This window comes from Paenibacillus agaridevorans, assembly GCF_003112455.1.
GTDB classification, from domain to species: Bacteria; Bacillota; Bacilli; order Paenibacillales; family Paenibacillaceae; genus Pristimantibacillus; species Pristimantibacillus agaridevorans.
Genome location: NZ_BDQX01000113.1, coordinates 1 through 21,328 on the forward strand (window position 1 = coordinate 1; position 21,328 = coordinate 21,328).

Here is a 21,328-nt window from a genome sequence, read left to right on the forward strand (position 1 = left end):
GCCTACAGCTGCTCGTTCGCCTACTTTTTGGAGCCATAAGCGTTACTAACGCCTATGGACGCTAATCAGAGTTACAATTGATCATCGCCAACCTGCAACGGAAATGAGAACTCTTATTTTAATTAATTGGCATGATATTAAAATCTAACGGAACCCTGCGACTTTATTCGCGGGAAATCTAGGCAAACCGAGGACTTTGGCCCATCATAAGGGCTGTCAGTTCCATTAGAATCGCGAAGCGGTGCTTTTTGCTGAAATAACGCCTTTCACTTCCGTTAGCGTAGAAGCAGCCGGTTCATTTCTTACCGGACAGTTGTCCGAAGTTTCACCTCTGCACAGTTCAACGACAGTCCCGCTCCGTTCGTTATCCACATTCTAAATTGTTGCATCATTTTCTGTACATCAAAAAACCGTGCATACGAATATGCACGGTTTGTTTTGCAGCAGGCTACGCCGGCTTCTCGGATTTCGCCGCTTCTTCCTCTTCTTTTAGCTTGCGGCGCTTGCGCAGCTTCGGAAGTCTGCGATCAACGTTTTTTTTTAGGCCGTAGAGCGCGTACAGCAAGAGAGGAACGAATAAAATCTTGGACAGCTGGCTCTCGAACAACAAGCCGAGCGCCACGGACACGACAACGACGATCGGCACGAGCCAGACCGCGCTCCGCGGAATGCCGACCTTCTTGAAGTTCGGATACCGAATGGTGCTGACCATCAGGCAGGATAACAAGATGGTACTTCCCAGCAGGACGCCTACCGGAATATCGTCCTTAAACAGCGCCAATGTGGCAAGCACGCCGCCGGCAGCCGGTATCGGGAGGCCGATAAAGTAACCCGCCGAGCTTGTAATGACATTGAATCTTGCGAGACGAAGCGCCCCGCATATGGGGAAGATGGCAGTCACGGTCCAAGCAAGCGCCGGACTGAGATCTTGAAATGCAACGACATACATAATAAAGGCAGGCGCCACTCCGAAGGAGATGACATCGGATAAGGAGTCGAGCTCCTTGCCGAACTCGCTCTGCGCGTTGAGAGCACGTGCTACCCGGCCGTCCACGCCGTCAAGCAGCATGGCGATCAGCACCATCATGGCCGCCATTTGCGGCTTTTCGTTGAAAACCATAAGGATGGCTATTACGCCAAGAAACAAATTACCAACCGTGAGAAGGCTCGGTATCGACTTTAAGATCATCTATTCCACCTCTTCTCTACTATGCCCCACGACTAAGCCTGTTCGCACGTCAATGATTGGAACACATTCTATCCATTGTACTCGAGATTAAATTTGCCTGTCAATGAACATCTGCTCTTGAATCCGCTTGAGTCCGTCCTTGATCGCACGCGCGCGCACCTCTCCAATGCCGTCGACTTCGTCGAGCTCCTCGATCGTTGCCATGAGAATATGCGGCAGACGGCCAAACCGTTCTACCAAATTGTTCATGATGATCTGCGGCAGTCGCGGAATTTTGTTTAGCAGTCTGAAGCCTCTCGGCAGCACGGATTCGTCCGCCATGTTGTTGGTGTGAGGATAGCCGATCAGGCGTACGATCGGAGACTCGTCCAGAAGCTCGTCTGAGCTAAGCTTCCTCAGAGCGAGGCGAATTTCGCGAATTTTGTCATCCGAGTTCTCCTTCGCATAATCCTTGAGGAGGTTCCATGCATCTTGTTCGACGCCTCCGACGAGCTCATCCATCTGCATGCTGACGAGACGCCCTTCCGTGCCGAGCTCCGTTATGTAACGGTTAATCTCCAGCTTGACGCGCAGCACCATCTCCACGCGCTGAATGACATGCGCCACTTCTTGCAGCGTCACAAGCTCTTCGAACTCCAGAGCCGACAAATTCGTAAGCGATTGCGACAGGACCGCCTTGTATTTCTCCAGCGTCTGGATCGCCTGATTCGCCTTCGTCAGAATGACGCCGATGTCCTTAAGCGAGTACCTTAGATTGCCCTGGTACAAGGTGATGATATTGCGCCTCTGCGAGATCGACACGACCAACCTGCCCGTCTGCTTGGCTACGCGCTCCGCCGTCCGGTGACGTATGCCCGTCTCAATCGACGGGATGGAGCTGTTCGGGATCAACTGCGTATTCGCGTACAGAATGCGGCGCATATCCTCGCTCATAATAATGGCTCCGTCCATCTTCGCGAGCTCGTATAGATAGTTCGGCGAGAAATCGCAATTAATGGAGAAACCTCCGTCCACGACCTCCATCACCTCGGGGCTGTAGCCCACGACGATAAGAGCTCCCGTCTTCGCGCGCAGCACGTTTTCCAGCCCTTCGCGGAACGGGGTCCCTGGCGACACTAACTGCAGCAATTGGTTCATAACTTCCTGATGCGTCGGTTCTTTCATTTTATCTCTTGCCCCCTATCCCAGCGCTGCCTTTAACGCTTCTGCTACTGTATTTACGCCGATGATCTCGATTCCGTCCGGCGCTTTCCAGCCCTTGAGACTTTTCTCCGGCATAATGACCCGCTTGAAGCCGAGCTTCTCGGCTTCCTTTACCCGTTGCTCCGCTCTGGAGACCGCCCGGACCTCGCCCGTCAGCCCCACTTCTCCAAAAATAACATCATACGGCTTCGTAGGCGCATCCCGGAAGCTGGACGCCAGGCTGACTGCCGCGGCCAGATCGACGGCAGGCTCGTCGAGCTTTACGCCGCCGGCAACGTTTAGATAGGCATCCTGCGTCTGAAGAAACATCCCGTTGCGTTTTTCCAGCACCGCGATAATAAGGGCCATCCGATGATGGTCGATGCCTGTCGACATCCGCCTCGGCGACGGAAAATTCGTCGTCGCGACAAGCGCCTGCAGCTCGACCAGGACAGGCCTCGTGCCTTCCATGCTGGCCACGACCGTCGAGCCCGATACGCCGAGCGGCCGCTCCGACAGAAACAGCTCCGACGGATTGGATACTTCGCGCAGGCCGTCCTCGTTCATCTCGAAGATGCCGATCTCGTTCGTGGAGCCGAACCTGTTCTTTACCGCGCGCAACAACCGGTATGTATGATGCCGCTCGCCCTCGAAGTACAGCACGCAGTCCACCATGTGCTCCAGCAGACGAGGACCGGCGATGGCGCCTTCCTTTGTGACGTGGCCGACCAGTACGGTCGCGATGCCTTTAATCTTCGCCGTACGCATGAAGTGCGCCGTGCACTCCCTCACCTGCGACACGCTGCCCGGGGCCGACTCGACCCGCGGTTCGTAGACCGTCTGAATGGAGTCGATAACCAGGAAATCCGGATCTATGGATTCGATCGCATCATTAATATGCTCCATATTCGTCTCGCACAGCACATATAATGTTTCCGTCAGCGCTCCGAGCCGATCCGCCCTCAGCTTCGTCTGCCTTACGGATTCCTCCCCGGATATGTACAGCACCTTCAGTCCCTTGACGGCCAAAGCATGCGACGTCTGCAGCAAGAGCGTAGACTTGCCGATACCCGGATCTCCGCCAACCAATATGAGCGAGCCCGGCACGACGCCGCCTCCCAGCACACGGTTTAATTCCACCATCCGGGTTTCGATGCGCGGCTCTTGCCCACTTTCTATGTGTATGATCGATTGTGGTTTTTCTTTCGTATGGATTCCCGATAAACCGATGCCCTTCGTCTTCACGACGGTTTCCTTTTCTTCCACCATCGTGTTCCAAGCTTGGCAGCCCGGGCATTTGCCCAGCCACTTTGCCGACTCGTTACCGCATTCGGTGCATACGAATTTCGTTTTTATTTTAGCCATGCGAGGATAGCTCCCTTACGACTTCCGTTTTTGCTCATCTTCAAAGTTTACCATTATATGCTCCGCCAAGGAAGGCACACCATGTACGAAAATCATTGTGAACTTAGCCTATCGGTTTTCAGGACGCAGTCCATATTCATAAGTTATTATCGGTTAAAACGCATAGTTTTTAGGAGGATGATTTCTTGTCAATGTGTGAAATTAATTAAAAACAATCAATAGTACCTTGTATTTAAAACGAATTAGTTATTATCTTTAGTTTATTATGTGCAAAAAATATTTTAGATCGGTTTCTTCAATGAACGTGTCGAGCATGACTTTGCGGCTATCTTTGCAAGAAAGAAAAAGGCAGATGGAAGCTCATGATGGACAAGCGGACTCCATCCATCTCAAGCTTTCATCTGCGCGATTCAAAAAAATTCAATAAAGAAAACCGTCGGGACAAACCGCCCTGACGGTCCTTTTTGTGCTAGTGCGAAAAAGGCCAGCTGCTTCGCTCATGACTGTTGGATCTTCCCTCTCTCGAATAAGAGGAAAAACGCCCTCTAATGGCCCCGTCTCCGACCTTCCTTGCGCTTTAGAGGGAAATCCTACCTCTAATCCAGGCCAAAGTGCGGTATTCGGGAAGAATCACCCCGATTAAAGGGCACTTTTCCCTCTAAGCCGAGCCGATAGCCCCATTTATCCAGATTATACGGAGCTTTTCCCTCTATTCTCCGATGCGGTATGCGATTGACTTCTCCTCGCACTTGCTGCCGCGGTGAGCACTTAATCGAAGTCTCTCGAGGAGGCGCAATCGCGTGATCTCCCTTTCGTCAAACCAGAATTTATTTACTTTCCTATACGTCAAGCGTAGCCGTGCCGCATAGGCCGGCGCCGTTTCGTTACCCCAACGTTACTTTCTCTACATTGCCTTCCACGAATTGACCGGCTGTCTGCAGCACATAACGGATCCGTGCGGCGGATACCTCGCGAACGTCTTCCTTCCGCAGCCACAAGGCCAGCGCGGCCGCCGTTCCCGCCGCTTCTCCGATCGCGCTTACGCCGGACATGATGCGATACGAGCTGTGCGCCTCATGGCTGCCGCTGATACAACGCGAGCTAAGCAGCAGATTATCCCAGCCCTTCGCGATAAGCGAGCGATAAGGGATATGATAATACCCCGGTTCTTGAATCGGCGTCAGCTTGGATGCTCCGCCAAGCGGATCATGAATGTCCAGACTGTATGCGCACGCAGCTACCATATCGTCGAAGGTCCGGGCTGTCAAACAATCGTCAGCCGTCAGCATATATTCGCCGACTACGCGCCTTCCCTCCCTTATGCCAAGCTTCGGCGCAATAAAGTCGACCGTCGCATCGGCAAATGCGGGATGGCGTTTCACCGCCTCGATCAGCTCCGCCGCCTGTCTGACTCCTTCCGCCATTCCCCTGTCTACCGATTCTTGATTCGTCGGATCGACATCGGTAACCGCGGTTGAATTAAACAGGAGACTCTGTCCATCCGGATACGGGAAACAAAGCACGCTTGGCCTCGGGTTATTCGTCTGGCCGAGCGCTTTCATCTGCTCGTAATAACCGGTCAGTTCCCGGCGCAATGCATGAATGCCTTTCCATGTGCGCACATTCGGATTCTGCAGCAGCGAAGTCCGGAATCCGCTCATCTTGAATGTCACTGTAGCCGTCTGCATCTTGCCGTCCTGCTCGCGGCCAAGTTGAAAGTCCGCTCCCGCCATTGCGCTGAGATTGCCGTCGGCAGTAGCATCCAGGAACTGATCTCCCGTCACTCGAATCCGCAGTTGCTTGCCTTTGACGACCTCCACACCCAGGATTCGCCGCGACTTCTCGCCGGAAGCGTTGACGCGCTGCTCCGTAAATACCTCTGTCGCTTCGCTGTCCGTCCAGACGGTTACATAAGGCTCCCGCTCCAACAGCTTCTGATAAGCGGCCTTCAGCTCCTGTTCATCGTACGTCGGCACATCGTCCTCTTCCCCGAACAGCCCTCTTCCAACCGCATATGCCTGCGGGAACAATTCGCGATGAATGCCGTTATTGATCACGGTACCATCGGTTCCCCTGAATTTGCAGACAAGAGAAACAGACGTATGCACGCCTGTCCCCCCTGCTTCCTTGCCGCAGTCGATCAGCAGCACGCGCCTGCGTAATCTGCCGGCCGCCAGCGCGGCGCAAATTCCGCCGACTCCCGCACCAATCACAACGATTTCATAATGATGAAGAGTTGCCATCCCTCATCCCCCTCTCCCGGACGGTGCAGTCCATCCCGCTGTGCTCGGCTGCTCATCATGCCTGTTGACAGCTATGCCGCCCTCCATGTTGACATCAGTATCCTTCTCCAGCAGCAAACAAGCAGTCAGCGCGGCCGTCCAATGATAGTCGCGGATGCTGTCCATCTTGTGACGGATATTATAACGATCTGCCGGCGGGCCCTTGCGATCGCAGTCTACCGGAGGCAGGCGATCGCTGGAATCGTAATATTCAAAGGTAACCCCGTAGCGTTCGACATAGCGTTGAACCAGATCGATCGTTCGCTCCGCCAGCTTGTCAGCCTCCTGCGTTCGCCCGTGGAGCTTCAGACCCTGGACAATCATGTAGTTCATATTGATCCAGGCCGGCCCCCGCCACATATCGGTTCCCCATGCCGGCTCCGAAAGCGCCAGGCTCGGAATCGGATATTCGGCGGCAAAGTGCTTCGGATCATTTAACATCCCGATCAATCGTTCCGCATGGCGTTCGGGAAGCTCTTCGAGCAGCAACGGCAGGAATCCGCTGACCGCCTTCACTGTGCTCAGTCGTCCGTCCCCGTGTTTGTCATAATAAAATCCGTCTTCTTCGTTCCAAAAGCCTACAATAATACGATCCGCCGTTTGTTTCGCCCGTTCGCGCCATGTCCGCGCAACATCCTCCTGCCCCAATTCCGCGGCAATCCAAGCGACATATTTCATATCGCAAGCCATAAACGTAGAAAAGTCGACCGCGTCGAGATCCGCGGCTTCATCGAACCGGGCCGAGTTGTCCATTCCCGATTCGCCCGAGCGGCAAAGCGGATCCCCATGGATTTCCCATTCGAACAGCCCGTTGCGGTTCCGATCGCGATGCTCCAAATTCCATGCCAGATAACGCTGCAAGTAAGGCAGCGCGTAGCGCAGCTTGGCGGCGTCAGGCTCCGCGCAATAATTAGCCCATACCCCCCAAGCCAGAATCGGGGGTTGGGTTATGCGGCTGTATTTGCCAAACGGGTTGATCTGATGAGGCATCATGCCGTCCGGCCGTATAGCTTCCAGCATCGTCTTCAGACATTGCCATGCCGCATCCGGATCCAGCTTGTTCATCCCGAAGGAATGAAACGCGGTGTCCCAGAGCCACATATCCTTGTGAGGCACTCTGTCGGGAGTGGACCACATTTGCCCGAAGCCGGCTTCCGCCGCCAGTGTATTCGCCTTCATAACGCTGAAACATTTGTACAGCAGCCTTGTCCGGCGATTATCCTCCAGTACAGGGACGCGCGCAAGCCACACCAATCTGTCGCTCACGGCTTGCTCTACGTCAAGCTGAAGCCCCGCGCAAGCGCGTTCCTCGGCTTCCTCCCGCGTTGCTCCGAAGCTGACGGCGAACCGTTCCGCTTGTTTCGCCAATACGATATATTCGCCATTGTCTTCATCGTCCGACGCCATGCAGCTTGCTGCGGCCCCGGATACCGGCTGCGGACAGCCGACAGCCTCCGCCCCGTCCTCTAACCGCAGACTCACCCTTACATCCGAAGGGATCGTTCCCATCAACGTATGCCAGGCCCCATACACGAAAGTGCCCGAACCGACGGGCGTTGCGAAGCGGCAAGCGTCTCCGGTGACCCATTCCGTCATCGTCTCTTCCGGTGCGCTCACTTCCAGCACGCGCCGCTTGGCCGTGTGGAACAACAGCGAATAAGGCGACGCGCCCCAGGTCGCAACAAAACCGGAAGCTGCTCTCGTTTCCCCGTCCAGTCCTGAGAAAGCGAATATCCCGCCTTCACCTATGACATTTGGAAGGCATTCTGCTGAATACAATGTAATTCCTCTCCTTTATGCCAAGCCTATACGGCATCCCAGATTTTGCGCGCATTGGCCAAACCGATGAGCGAACCTTGACGGCATTCTTCCATGCCCTCGAACTCCAGCGAGAAGTAACCGTCGTAACCGGATGATTTGATTGCCTTAAGCAGCTCCCACACGTCGATATCGCCTTGCCCGAATACGGAGCCGCGCAGGTAGTTGCCCGACGAACTGCGAATCCAGCCTTGCCCCGGATCGCGATGAGCGGGCCGGCGGTAGAAATCTTTGAGATGAACCATCGAAGCGTAACGTATCATTTTGGTCACGGCGGCAATCGGATCTTCATCCACGCACAGGAAATTGCCTACATCCAGCGTCATCCTGAAATTGGGTCGATCTACGGCATGGATCAGCGATTGCACCCGTTCGCTAGCCTGCATATGATAGCCGTGATTCTCCACGCTTGTCGTAATGCCATACTGCGCTGCGTAATCGGCTACCGCGCGACAGGCATGCACCATCTTGTCCAAGTCTTCCCCGAACCGCATGATCGTCGCTTCTCCCGGCGGGCGCTTGCCGACATCATGCCGCATTTGTTTGACCCCAAGCCGGTTCGCAATATCGACCTGCCTGCATACCCGTTCCAGTTCCGCTGCGAATTGTTCCTCCGTCTCCGTCACGAAGTTCGCCGGCACCGTATAAGCGGATATCTCAATGCCCAGGCTGCCCGCTTGCGAACGGACGGCGTCCACCAGCCCGAAGCCTTCTCCCCATTCGAAGCCGACCGGCACAATCTCGACATGTTCCGCACCTTGTTCCGCAGCCCACTTGATCACATCGGTAATCTCCCAGTCACCCGAACGAAGCAGTCGCACCAAACTATACGAACTTAAACCGAGCTTCATAACGCCACCGCTCGTTTCTCCGCCGCGGACCGATTGGCGGCCAGCGTAAACGCCAATGTCTTCGCCCCATCCGCATAGCTGCTCAGAATCAAGTCCTGTCTGCCGCTCTCCACAGCGTTGACGAAAGCGCGGTTTTCTTCGTACATGGCGTTTAATTGCGAGGTTTGGGTAATATGGCGGCTGCCGTCCATAATCGTCACCTTCTTGTTGTTCTCGATGTGGACATAGAAGTCGGCGCCGAACAACTTGATCTCCGAACCCCGGCAATAAGGAGAGAGGCAAGATTCTGTAATACTCCCCACTGCTCCGGACTCCAGTCCGAACGAGAGCGCTCCCGCGTCATAGATCGTGGACTCCTGCTTCATTCGCGCGAAAGCGCTATTGCTACTCTGACTGTACACTTCGCTAAATTCGCCAACCAGATAACGGATCAAGTCGACCTGATGCGTTACCGCATCCACCAGATGTCCGCCCGATTGTTCAAGCTGCCACCACCAGCGACTGGAATGCGCCGTGCCGAACCGATGGGCCTGGATCAAGTGAACATGTTTGCCTTGCAAATATTGTTTGACCTCTTGCAGCGTGTCGTAATACCGCAGGCAATAACCTGCGGCATTAATAAGACCCGACTGCTCGATCATTTCCGCTTTCTTGAGAGCGACCTCCAGGTCAATGCCAAGCGGCTTCTCGACAAACAGATGGATGCCCCGCTCGACCGCGGTTTCCTCCAGATTTCCCCTGGCGAATTGCGGCGTGCAAATATAGACGGCGTCGATTCGCGAACGGTCCAGAACCTGATCGGCGCTGTCCATGACCTGCGCGCCGGTCGCCTCCGACAATCGGACCGCAGCCTCCCGGTTCGCGTCGTATACGCTCACGACCTGCGCGTTCGAGAGCAGCTTTAGAGCTTGAATATGGTTTTGGGTAATTCCCCCTGCTCCGATAAATCCAATGTTGACCATATAAATCCCTCTCTTTCTCTACGCTTCCGCCGTACGCCTTATGCCGACGGCAGAATGACGGTTTTGCCGCTGGCAATCGATTCGTCGATGGCGAAACAAACCTCCATCGATTTGTATGCATCCTGGAACGTGCAGCGGGTTGCCGCGCCGCTTCGGACCGATGCCACAAATTCATTGATTTCTTCGACGAATGGATGATGGCTCACGTCGCCGCTGTCCGGAAGTATGGTCGGAATGACGGTATAATCGGTTTGACCGGGCAGCTTGTGACTGAACAGCCGATTGTTCATGATCGCTCCTTGCTCGCCTAACAAATGAACGTTAAAGATGTACGGCGTCTTGCATTCCAGCGACGACGAAACCTTGCCGATGCCGCCATTCTTTAATTTGAATATAGCGATCGCGTTCGGATCGAAGCCGTAGTCGGAATCCGCCCATGTCCTGCAGCCAAACGCGGAAACCTCCACAATGTCTCCAGCGAAATAGCGGACGGCGTCCACCGCGTGACAGCCTGCCGACAACATGCTGCTGCCGCCCAATTCCATCGTTTTGCTCCAGCGGTATTGCGAATATTGTTTGCCTACATGATGCCAGTAGTCGATCTGCGCCATATAGACGCGCCCGATCGCATCGTCTTCTATTAACGCTTTGGTGTTGTTAAAGGACGGGTTCCAGCGCAAGACGAAGCTCGCGACAGTATGCACGGGATGCTGCTCCAGCGCTTCCGCCATATTCCATAGCTCCCGGCGGTTCAGCGCAAGCGGCTTTTCCATGACAATATGTTTGCCGCGACGGGCAGCGGCAATCGTCTGCTCGGCGCGTTGTTCCGGGGTGGAGCACAATACAACCGCATCGATCCGGGAATCGTTCAGCACTTCCTCGTAACTTGCCGCAATCGGCGCGTCAATGCCCAACGCCGCAAGCTTCTCCGCGGCAAACTCCCTGCTTCTGCTGACAACAGCGCCTATCTCCGCATCCGTATGCGCGTTAATCGCTTTCATATATTCCCCGGCAACCCAGCCGCTGCCGACTACCGCAAAACGCAATTTCGACATGATATCCCCTCCCTCATCGCCTTGTTCAAGACCGGTCTCCGCCTTAATTTTCAAGCGATTGAATATATTCGTTCATTTCCTTTAAATATTGCTCGCCGCCATTTTTGTACCAATCCGCGCGCGCCTTATCCAACTGATCAATCGGCAGATCGCCCAACATGATTTTGGTGGTCAACTCATCCCATGTCAGCTTATAGTCCATATACTGAGGTTCTCTCGCAGCCGGAGGCACGTAACCTTTGTCCATCGAAGTCACGACCGTCGCAACCGCCTTGTCTACCCATGGGCTGACGCGATCCAGCTCCGCCTTTGTAAACTTCGTTGGATCCAGGAAAAATTCCGGAGCGTTATGACGGCGCATAATACTGGTCGCGATCCCTCTGGAAATATCGGGATTGTAGACCTTTTCGTTATTCACCAACTTGTAGTCCACGCCTTCGATGCCGTTATACAGGTAATCCCAGCCCTCCTCGGACAACATATAATCGAATGCCTGCACAACCTTCTCCGGATGTTCGGATTCGGCCGTTACAGCCCAGACGCCCCATATGCCGGTTCCATAACCCGTACCCTGCACTTTGCCTTCCGGCCCTTTAACGAATAGATAAGTCAGCTCCGCTTGCGGATCAATATCCTTTAGCACCTTTTCCTGCGCATTGACGTGGCCCGCGAATCCTCTAATCACGCCGGTGACGCCCTGCTTGAACCGTTCGCTTGCAGCGGCGGAATCATTAAGGGGGGAATCCGGATCAAGAATGCCCTCTGCGTACAGCTTCTGCGTATACAACAGAATGTTCTTGTACACATCGCTTTGCGCGTCATATTCGGGCAGCATGAACGGATAAGAGCCGTCCGTAGACTTCTGCCAGCCGTAATGGCCAAGCTCGGAGACGAGAACGGGCAGCAGCACCTTATTGGCATCCACGTACGAGCCTACGCCATACGTGTCTTGCTTGCCGTCCCGATCGGGATCGTCGAAAGTAAACGCGCGAAGAATTTCGTTAAATTGCTCCAGCGTCACCTCGTTGTCGGCCGGAATTTCCATACCCAGATTATTTAGCCAGTCCTTCCTCACCATAAAACCGTCGTTCCTTGTAATGGAAGTGCGCGGAACGCCATAAATATTGTCGTCGCGCATCGTCTTCAACGCTTCCCAGGAATGTTCGTAGCTGTAGTTTTTCAGATTCTCGGAATTTTCCAGGTAGCTGTTGATCGGAATAACGGCGCCGTCTCTTACCGCGTTTATAAACATTTCATCTTGCTCGCTTGGGAAAAACACGACATCGGGCACATCGCCGGAAATAAGCGTCAATTGCAGCTGCTCCGCGTACCCCGAGGATGGCGGGATAATCAATTGAAAATCAATGTTTAGCGCGTCGTTCACTTTCTGGAAAAACGCTTTTTCGTTTTCCGTCAGATCGGCCCGGCCGAAATTGGCTAACACTTTGACACTAACCGGTTCTTCCTGTTTGCCCTCCCCTGCGTTCCCGTTCGTATTGCCAGTCGCTTCCGGCTTCGCGGTCGCTTGCTCTCCGTTGTTATTCCCGTTGCCCGAACACGCGGCAAGCATCATGGCCGTAACGGCCATCACAACGACCAAACTTTTCGTTTTTTTTGTCATACGGATGTCCTCCCTTTGTCATATCTATAATAAGCGTTTAGACGCCTACTACCGCAAGTTAACCTTTTACTGAACCGAGCATGATGCCCTTCACGAAATATTTTTGCACAAACGGGTATATGCACAGGATCGGAAGCATAACGACCATTAAAGTCGCGTATTGCAACGTCTCCGGTCTGACGTCCATAATGCCTTGTTCGGCCGAATTGCCGCCGCTGCTCATCGCGGCCAGGCTCGCGCTGGATATGATCTCTTTGAGAAACAGCATGAGCGGCCAGTTGTCTACGCTGCGGATATAAATGATGGCCTGGAAGAAATTGTTCCAATACGTGACGGCAGTGAACAAACATAACGTCGCGATAATCGGCTTGGACAACGGTACAATAATACGGAACAGGATATACGGTTCCGATGCCCCGTCCATCTTGGCCGCTTCTTCCAGTTCCTCCGGAATGTTCTCCATAAACGTCTTCATCAATATGAGGTTGAAGCCGGAAAACATCATCGGAAGCACGATTGCCGCCAATGTATCGATCAATCCCAACGAACGCATCAAATAGAAGTTGGGAATAATGCCGCCGTTGAACAGCATCGTAAATACGATAAATACCATGATGATTTTGCGGCCCTTCAGATGCCGCTTGGACAGGGGATATGCGCTCAGAATATAGAGCAGCATGCCTCCCGCCACGCCGCACGCCGTTACAATGATGCTGTTGCGATAGCTGGACCATAACACCGGGTGAATCATAATTTCCTTATAAGCCGCCAGATTCATGTCTTTGGGCCAAATTCGCAACGGATTCTCCACATAAGCGCTGTACGAGCTTAAAGAAACGGCCAGTACATTGAGGAACGGATACAGTGTCGCCGCGCACACAATGATTACAAGCAAATAGTTAATGCCGTCAAACCAACTAAAGCGGGTTTTCGTATTCATGCTGTCTCCCCTTACCAAATCGATTTTCCGCTAAGTTTGCGCGATACAGAATTGGCCATGATAATCAGCGTAAATCCGACCAGCGCCTTAAACATGCCCACCGCCGTTCCGTACGATATTCGGCCTTGCTGCAAGCCGATCCGATACGTATAAGTTTCGAATACGTCTCCGGTGGCGTAAGTCATCGGATTGTAAAGCAGGTAAATTTGTTCGAAACCGTTTTCGAGAATGTTGCCGAGCTTCAAGAGCAGCAAGATCACAATGGTCGCGGATATGCCCGGCAACGTAATATGCCACATTTTGCGCATGCGGCCGGCGCCGTCGATTGTGGCCGATTCATACAAAGTGGGATCAATGCCGGACATCGCCGCAAAATAAATAATCGTTCCCCAGCCGACTTCCTTCCATATCTCCGCGCTAACGATGATCGTCCTGAAATATTCCGGTTTAAGCAGAAAAGGAACGGATTCGAACCCCATTGTATTTAATACATGGTTTACGATTCCCGTCGATGGAGACAAAAAACTCATAACGATGCCGGCAAGCACGACCCACGAAATAAAATGGGGCAAATACAGAATCGTTTGTGTTATCCGCTTAAAAAACATGTGCCGGATTTCATTCAGCGTCAGCGCCAGAATGATTGGCGCCGGGAACCCCCATACGATCTGATAAAAGCTCAGCAGCAAGGAGTTTTTGAGAATGCGGTAGAAATTGCTGGATTGAAACAAGGTTTCAAAGTGATACCAGCCAACCCACTCGCTATCCACGATGCCTTTGGTCAAACTTAAATCTTTAAAGGCGATAACCAGTCCCGCCATCGGCAAATATTTGAATACAAGCAAATACAAGATACCGGGAATCAGGAAAATATAAAGCCACTTGTTGCGAATTAAATAGGGTAGATTGCCCGAACGTCCCACCTTATCACACCTTTTCTTCGGTTTCCTTTATTGTAAGGAAACGCACGGCAACGAGAAATCCGGTCAAATCTATGTTTAGTGGGAGCATGTAAAGGTTTTCATTTCGAGGTTAAGGGGGGTAAAATCCAGATTGGAGCCGCAACACCTTGCGATAACACGACTATCGCTCGCGCAGCGGTTATCGTACCGGGATCCGGCTCCGTTCGTGTTTGATGGCAGCAGGGGAAGTTTTATTCCCGAGTTCGTTTCGGCAGCCTCATCTCGACCAGTGTTCCTTCGCCTTCGCGGCTGGCCAGACGCAATCCGTATTCGCTGCCGAACACCAGTTGAATACGCTGATTGACATTTCTTAACCCGATGCTCTCATTCTGTCTGATCGGCGTTTGCAGAAAGCTTTGGTTCACTTCATCCGCAACAGCGCGCGGCAATCCTACGCCATTGTCTTTGACTTTCAGAATGACGGCGTCCGCCTCCGCATAACCGACGATACTGATCACGCCTTGCCGCGAAGATGGCTGAATGCCGTGATAGACGGCATTTTCCAGAATAGGCTGCAGGGTCAGCTTGATCGTATCGTATTCGAGTATGTTTTCATTGATTTTCCAGATCACTTCAAGCCCCCCGTCCAGACGCAGCTGCTGCAATTGAATATAGAGCTGGGCATGCTCCAACTCCTTGCGCAGCGGAATAATGTCATCCTCCGTAATGAGACTTAACCGCAGCAGCCGGGACAACGCGAGAATCATGTCCGACACGTCATTTTTCCCGCGCGTCATCCGAATCGCTTTCATATTAATCAATTCCAGCGTGTTGTACAGGAAATGGGGTTTGATCTGCGCCTGCAACGCAATGGCTTGCGACTTCTTCAACAGCTCGTAACGATGCTGCAGTTCCCGCTCCATCTCTTGCCGCTGCTCGTTGGAGCTGGAAATGCTGGATGATATGTATTTGATTTCGTTCAGCTTGCCGCGGCGACTGCCGGTCTCTCCTTCCCCTCGTTTCAGCATGGACAAGATCCCGCTGATCGGACGGTAATTTTGCAAAGAAATGACCAGCGCGAACAACAAACTGGACACCAAGGCCAGAAGCACCAGCATGATCATAAATTGCCTGAACTTCACTTGTTTGGCGTAATAATGCCGCAGGGGCAATACCGATACATATTGCCAGTCCCGGTAACCGGACGGCACGGCAGACAGCGTATAATCCATCCCGCCGGAATGAATAATTTCGGACACCGTACTTTGTTCGACCGCATGCGCGGCATTCGGCTCCAGTTCGGAAAATTCACTGCCAATCCTATCCGCTTGGGGAGCATATATAATCCGTTGCTGCGAATCGATAATATACAGCTTCCCGGCTTGCATGCTTAAGAACGGCTTAAGCGGATTCATGTTAAAGGATACAAACAACACGCCGGACTTTTCGGACGACGAACCATAGATGGGCAACTGACGGAAATGCGCCAAAAAATCAGGGGATTCGTCATTGCTTCCCGTGCCGCTTCTCAGAAATTGCGTCCATGAGCTGGTTGTATCCTGGCGATCGCGATAAACATCGTACCACCAATCCACATCATATTTGTTGATATTCCCTCCGCTAGTTCCAGCAATCAAGTACTGTTTATCCTTGACAAATACAAATATGGACTCGAGGCTGGTGTTCGTCAGCTGCGCCATTAACATCGCATCTTGAATGCGGCGGATTTTGTTTAACTGCTCGTATTTAAGCGGAAAGTCGAAGTTCCCTTTCCCGACTGACGCAAAGTCGGTTTGGCTGGCCATTTGCAGAGACAGATTCTCCAGATTGAACAACGAGTTGTCCATTGCATCTTTAAACCGTTCCAGCTCGTTCATATGCGAACGGCTAATTTCTTCCCTGTTGATGGTATCGTTATAGGCATATACCAACAAATGAACAACGCCGAGGGGCACCATTAACAACAGCAACGTAATCAGGAAATTTCGCACAAGAATGCTGTTGCGCCTGTATTCTCGAAAGTCGCGCCACATATTTCCCCAACCGCTCATCGCTTTCACCCCGCTTGCTTTATCCAATGGCGTTAACTCCTGTCCCGATATTCGCTTGGCGTTACCCCTTCATGTTTCTTGAACAGCTTATAAAAGTATTTCAGATCCTTATAGCCAACCTTGTCGCAAATTTCGTAAATTTTGAACGGCGTCGAACGAAGCAACTCCTTGGCGTGTTTCAATCGCACCTCCACCAGATAATCGGAGAAGTTCTGATTCGTTTCATTCTTGAACAGCTGCCCGAAATAAACCGGATTCAGATGGACCTGGCCCGCCACCAGCTCCAAAGACAAGTTTTTATGGTAATGCTCTTCAATGTAAGCGACGGCCTGGCGAATCGCCCATTTGCCGCCGCCAGACTGACTACCGCTGCTTGGGGACACATCGCCGTCCCGCCGCTGCGGTCCGACCGCCGCTTCCTGCTTCACGTCGGACGACGCACTCAGCGGATCGCGGCTCCGATATTCGACCAGCAGCGTCGCGAGGTTGTCAAATCGCTGGAACCCAACCAATTGTGCTTTAAGCGCCGTAATATTATTTAGCCGCTGCAAGGAATTCTGCATTTGGTCATACAACTGCTGCTGCTCCGTCGGCATACATATAACGGCGTAATAAGGTGGCTGCTCGCGCTCATCCAACAGCATCAGCCAGGACGGGAACTGGCCCGCCGCCATATTGGCCAGAAGTTTCTTGCTGCTCGCCACATCCGCCCTGGACAACCCTCCGCTATCCTTGGTGACCGTCACTTCCAATAAGGCGCAAGGTTCCCGCATCGGGTCAACGGCGGCGTTAAGCTGCTCAAGGTGCCGGGCAATCTCTTCGGCTGCCGCGTCCGATTGAAATAGCAGATACGAAGCAAAGCGTTCCCGATCCTGGCGCTCGGATTGTTTGACCGCCGCTCCGGCATCCAGCTCTCGCTTGAGGTTCCGAAACACGCGATATAGTTCATCCAGATCGGTAGGTTTAAGCAAGTAATCGCTTACATCATTTCGAATCGCCTCTTGGGCCAATTGGAACTCCTGATAGCCGCTTAACAATACGACCTTCACCGGCAATTGCCGCTCTTTAATAAATCTGGCCACGTCGATTCCCGACTCGAATGTCATCTTAATGTCCGACAATACAACATCGACGAGCTGCTGTTCCAGATAAGCAATCGTATCTCTGCCGTCCTTTAACGTCTGAACGACCTCGAACCCCAGTTCGCTCCAATCGACAATCTCCGAAAGTACTTCCCGGACTTCCCGTTCATCATCCACGATCAGCAATCGATATTTCATAGCGGCTTCGCCTCCTAACGAATAATTTATTGTACATGCTGGGTTATAGCAAGACAATGCCCCGCTCCTTATTTACAACCGATTGTGCGAAATTGTTGGCCATGCAACCGATTGTGCGCATGAATTGAAGCAGAATGCTTTCTTTTCAGGCAGGCAATGGTTATAATCAAGCCGGTGATGCATCCATGGGTACCCATAATCAAATTACTTATATTCAGGACGACTTGCGGATCAGTCTGGACGAATTTGCCGTGTCCGGCAGTATGGCCAGCATTCATGCGCACAATACGTATGAAATTTATTATCTGTACGCGGGAGAACGTTTTCTTTATTTGAATCAGACGACTTATCATCTGAAGAAAGGCGATCTTGTGCTCATTAATGCCTATGACCGCCATCGCACCATAGCCGCTTCGGTGAACGAACATCAACGTTTCCTCGTCATGTTGAACGAACAAAGTCTGCAGTTGCTGCCGCTTACCGAGATAGACGCGGCGGAGCTATTCCATAGAGGGAGCTCCGTCCTGCGATTGTCCCGGGAAGAGCAGGCGGCTGTCGAACATCTGTTGTTCCGGCTCCTCCAAGAGCGGAAGAGCGGACAGCCTGGCTGCCGCAATATGATGCAGGCTTTGGTCACGGAGCTTATGATTACGTTGTTCCGCCATCAGCCGGCCGCAGACAATCGAATGCTTGCCTTTCATGACCGTGCTGCCGAAATGATGAAATATTTGAATGCCCACTACCGACGATCCATTACGATTATGGAGTTGTCCGAGCGATTCGCGCTCAGCCGTTTCCATCTGTCTCGTTTGTTCAAGAGCGCAACCGGCTTTACCGTTATTGATTACATCCATCATGTCAGGCTGCTGGAAGCTCGGCAACTGCTGCGCTCAACCTCGCATTCCGTATCTTCGATTGCCGACATGTTGGGGTTCGGCAGCCTGGCTCATTTCGAAAGAATGTTCAAAAGATCGACGGGCACAAGCCCCACTTTATTCCGCAAGCTGCTGTCGGAATCGAAAGGGGACTTCCGTCGCAAGGAGGACGACTGAACATGTACGATTATAATGTAAAACAATTCGGCGCTGCGGGAGACGGGGAAACACTTGATCAATACGCGTTGCAGCGGGCCATTGACACCTGCTCCGAGGCGGGAGGCGGAACCGTGTATGTGCCCCGGGGGACTTACGTAACGGGGACGCTGATGCTTAGATCCAACGTTCATCTGCATCTGGGCATGCAAGCCGTTATTCGCGCTTCGTCCGACATGAGCTTGTATCCTCCCGTCGGTTATGAAGCATATACCAATCCGCCTCGCGCTACTTATATTTTGTTGCTGGCTCGCGAAGTAAGCAATTGCAGAATTACCGGAGAAGGGGAAATAAACGGGGGCGGCACAGAGGATTTATGGTTTCCCGAGAACCGTCTGGTACCGATGCGCATCGGCACCTTGCTGTTCACCGGCTGCAGCGGGGTACGGGTCGACGGCATTACGATCCGGCACTCCGACAGCTGGACCTTGCATGTGCAGCAGTGCGAAGACGTGATGATCAGCCGGGTTGCGATTCGCAATAATCGCAACCGCATTAACACGGACGGCATCGGCATTGACGGTTCCCGCAACGTTCAGATCAGCGACTGCAATATCGAATCCGGCGACGACAGCATTGTATTCAAGAGCATTGACGGTTTCGCATGCGAAAATGTGACGGTGTCGGGCTGTGTCCTGCGTTCGCGTTGCCAGGCGATCAAATTCGGCACCGAAAGCGAAGGGCCGATCCGCAACGTCACAATCGCCAATTGCGTCGTGCACGATTCGACGATCGGATTATCTCTTTACTTGAAGGATGGCGGCCCGTACGAGAATCTGGTGTTCTCCAACCTGATTATTCATGCCGCATTCAAGTTCCCTTTCCTAATCGATATAACGCCGCGTTATTATCAATCTTCCAAGCCCGTCTCCATCCGCAATATCGTATTTGACAATATAATATTGACGGGACCGGGACGCATCTTCATCGAAGGGACGGCCGAACATCCCGTCGAGAATATTACTTTCAACAACTTCACCAACAGCATGACCGGCGAAGAGGAAGATTTCAGCCAAATGACCAAGGCGACGGGCACCAGCCGCTGCGATGCCGATCCCGATGCGTTCAACTATGCGGCTCAGCCCTATCAATTCGTTGCCGCCCATGTGCGAGGATTATATATTAATGGAATGACATTCCGGAAGGACAACCCTGACGTCGCCATTCTTGATCGCGGCTTATTGTACCTCAGCCATATCGAAGACGGTTACGCGCGGAACATCAACCATAACCCGCTGCAATCCGGCATCGCGCCGGTGCAGCAGGACCATTGCCGCAACTGGCGGCTGGAGTAGCCGAACGGGCGACGCCGATCACATCTCAATAGCATAACAATATTCCCGATAGCCTTAATGTCATCTGTCCGAAAGGCTTGCGCTGCGATGCATCTTCATGCGTTCGACACGCCAATCCGTATACATTCGTTCCGGATTTGTCGAACAGCTGTAGCTGACCCCATCCCGAAGATCAAGCAGCGCCAGCCGTTTCCCATGTTTGGCTCCGCAATCGATTCCGATTCTGCCAGGCGCAAACCACAGCTCTCCCGGCGGGGAACCTAACTTGAAGGTTGGCGTATGGCCGAATACAACCGTCTGCCCTCCCGCCGGCTCGCGATTCCAGAAGTCATCCCGAATTTCGGTCAAATCCTCTGCGGTCTGCCGCTCAAGCGGCACCCCATGCCGAATGCCCGCATGTACAAACAAATAGGTCTCTACGCTCCAATATAGCGGCAGCCGTTCCATCCAGTCGAGCATATGAGGCGACAGCCGGCCCGCCAAGTCAGGACCTGAAGCCAGCAAACTCCGTTCCGCATTGCCTTGCAGCGCGACGGCTCCTTGCGATACGAGATCGACAACCGTATCCAATGTACGCCAGGTGGACGGATCCGTATCCACGTAATCCCCCAACAGAATCAGCTTGTCTGTCTGCGGCGAGTAATCCGCACGGTGCAGCAGCTGCGCCAATCCTTCTTCGTGGCCGTGAATATCCGATATAACCAATAGTCGTGATAGGGTAGGCTTAAACTGCATGAACTGCATCATGAACATTCCTCTTCGATAGTTGGTTAACAACGGTTGACGCCGTTCCATGACGGCGTGCAAGCCGTTTCTCAGTTCCGTAAGCCCGTTCTAATCATCGTTTTTGGCATATAGAAACGACTTGGAAGCGGGCAGCGCCGCCACGACCTGCTGATCGGCATCGAGCGGATAGTCCGTCAACAAATACAGCGGTTGACCATCGGTCGTATCCGCGGCCGATCTCCAGCGATTGCCCTCGAAGGTGCAATAACGGATGCGCAGACGGAGCTTATTATTGCCTTCGGCTTCAAAATTTTCTTCCTCCGTCAGAACCAGATCCTCCGGACGGAATAGCAGCTCCATGGCGGAACCGACCTGCGCATCCGCAGCTTCCGCGCCGGATATGCCGTATATCGCGCCGTCCGAAGGCAAACGGATTGCCGTGCCTCCCGGCGTGCCTTCCTTCATGCCCTGCAGCCGGTTGATCGCGCCCAGCAATGAAGCGGCATGGCGGCTGGCGGGACGACTGAAGCACTCCTGCGGCGTTCCGATCTGATCGATATTGCCCTTGCGCATGATGAGCAGCCGATCCGCCATCGAGAACGCCTCTTCGGGATCATGGGTGACATGGAACACGCTTGTACCCAAGCAGCGGAACAAATACGCCATCTCCGCGCGCATCTCGATTCGCAGCCTCATGTCCAGATTGGACAACGGCTCG

The 21,328-nt window shown here is 53.0% G+C and carries 17 protein-coding genes; 2 read left to right on the plus strand and 15 right to left on the minus strand.

Annotated features, from left to right (window positions below):
- Positions 1-448: 448 nt before the first annotated feature.
- The 13 genes from pssA to PAT3040_RS11930 form a co-directional block, all read right to left on the minus strand.
- On the minus strand, positions 449-1,189 hold the full coding sequence (gene pssA / locus PAT3040_RS11870) for a CDP-diacylglycerol--serine O-phosphatidyltransferase (RefSeq protein ID WP_108992827.1): 741 nt from the start codon (positions 1,187-1,189) through the stop codon (positions 449-451).
- A gap of 87 nt (positions 1,190-1,276) precedes the next feature.
- Positions 1,277-2,353, minus strand: a complete 1,077-nt coding sequence (gene disA / locus PAT3040_RS11875; protein WP_087570274.1) for a DNA integrity scanning diadenylate cyclase DisA — start codon at positions 2,351-2,353, stop codon at positions 1,277-1,279.
- A gap of 15 nt (positions 2,354-2,368) precedes the next feature.
- Positions 2,369-3,736 carry a DNA repair protein RadA gene (gene radA, locus PAT3040_RS11880; protein WP_087570273.1) on the minus strand — a complete coding sequence of 456 codons (1,368 nt, stop codon included), beginning with the start codon at positions 3,734-3,736 and terminating at the stop codon, positions 2,369-2,371.
- Between the two features lie 884 nt (positions 3,737-4,620).
- A complete protein-coding gene (locus PAT3040_RS11885; RefSeq protein WP_108992828.1) occupies positions 4,621-5,979 on the minus strand; it encodes an FAD-dependent oxidoreductase in 1,359 nt (452 codons plus the stop codon).
- Positions 5,980-5,982: 3 nt separating this feature from the next.
- The gene (locus PAT3040_RS11890) at positions 5,983-7,797 is read right to left on the minus strand and encodes an amylo-alpha-1,6-glucosidase (protein ID WP_108992829.1); all 1,815 of its coding nucleotides are present in this window, start codon (positions 7,795-7,797) and stop codon (positions 5,983-5,985) included.
- Between the two features lie 26 nt (positions 7,798-7,823).
- The gene (locus PAT3040_RS11895; RefSeq protein ID WP_108992830.1) at positions 7,824-8,687 is read right to left on the minus strand and encodes a sugar phosphate isomerase/epimerase family protein; all 864 of its coding nucleotides are present in this window, start codon (positions 8,685-8,687) and stop codon (positions 7,824-7,826) included.
- Positions 8,684-9,649, minus strand: coding sequence for a Gfo/Idh/MocA family protein (locus PAT3040_RS11900; protein WP_087570269.1), 966 nt, complete (start codon positions 9,647-9,649; stop codon positions 8,684-8,686). The genes PAT3040_RS11895 and PAT3040_RS11900 overlap by 4 nt, the downstream gene beginning before the upstream one ends.
- Before the next feature lie 38 nt (positions 9,650-9,687).
- Positions 9,688-10,704: a Gfo/Idh/MocA family protein gene (locus PAT3040_RS11905; protein WP_087570268.1), complete on the minus strand. Its 1,017-nt coding sequence runs from the start codon at positions 10,702-10,704 to the stop codon at positions 9,688-9,690.
- 43 nt (positions 10,705-10,747) lie between these two features.
- The gene (locus PAT3040_RS11910; RefSeq protein ID WP_108992831.1) at positions 10,748-12,325 is read right to left on the minus strand and encodes an extracellular solute-binding protein; all 1,578 of its coding nucleotides are present in this window, start codon (positions 12,323-12,325) and stop codon (positions 10,748-10,750) included.
- A gap of 58 nt (positions 12,326-12,383) precedes the next feature.
- Positions 12,384-13,265: a carbohydrate ABC transporter permease gene (locus PAT3040_RS11915; protein ID WP_087570266.1), complete on the minus strand. Its 882-nt coding sequence runs from the start codon at positions 13,263-13,265 to the stop codon at positions 12,384-12,386.
- An 11-nt stretch (positions 13,266-13,276) separates the two neighbouring features.
- A complete protein-coding gene (locus PAT3040_RS11920; RefSeq protein WP_258234949.1) occupies positions 13,277-14,188 on the minus strand; it encodes an ABC transporter permease in 912 nt (303 codons plus the stop codon).
- A gap of 230 nt (positions 14,189-14,418) precedes the next feature.
- Positions 14,419-16,245: a cache domain-containing sensor histidine kinase gene (locus tag PAT3040_RS11925; protein WP_108992832.1), complete on the minus strand. Its 1,827-nt coding sequence runs from the start codon at positions 16,243-16,245 to the stop codon at positions 14,419-14,421.
- A 5-nt stretch (positions 16,246-16,250) separates the two neighbouring features.
- Positions 16,251-17,498, minus strand: coding sequence for a response regulator transcription factor (locus PAT3040_RS11930; protein ID WP_108992833.1), 1,248 nt, complete (start codon positions 17,496-17,498; stop codon positions 16,251-16,253).
- 185 nt (positions 17,499-17,683) lie between these two features.
- On the opposite strand from PAT3040_RS11930, the gene PAT3040_RS11935 reads away from it, so the two are divergent.
- Together PAT3040_RS11935 and PAT3040_RS11940 are read left to right on the plus strand one after the other, a co-directional pair.
- Positions 17,684-18,550 carry an AraC family transcriptional regulator gene (locus PAT3040_RS11935; protein WP_181376576.1) on the plus strand — a complete coding sequence of 289 codons (867 nt, stop codon included), beginning with the start codon at positions 17,684-17,686 and terminating at the stop codon, positions 18,548-18,550.
- 2 nt (positions 18,551-18,552) lie between these two features.
- On the plus strand, positions 18,553-19,884 hold the full coding sequence (locus tag PAT3040_RS11940; RefSeq protein WP_108992835.1) for a glycoside hydrolase family 28 protein: 1,332 nt from the start codon (positions 18,553-18,555) through the stop codon (positions 19,882-19,884).
- A gap of 60 nt (positions 19,885-19,944) precedes the next feature.
- On the opposite strand, the gene PAT3040_RS11945 is transcribed toward PAT3040_RS11940, so the two are convergent.
- On the minus strand, positions 19,945-20,631 hold the full coding sequence (locus PAT3040_RS11945) for a metallophosphoesterase (RefSeq protein ID WP_181376577.1): 687 nt from the start codon (positions 20,629-20,631) through the stop codon (positions 19,945-19,947).
- Positions 20,632-20,718: 87 nt separating this feature from the next.
- On the minus strand, positions 20,719-21,328 hold a 610-nt coding region (locus tag PAT3040_RS36950), incomplete at its 5' end, for an ATP-binding cassette domain-containing protein (RefSeq protein WP_507763367.1).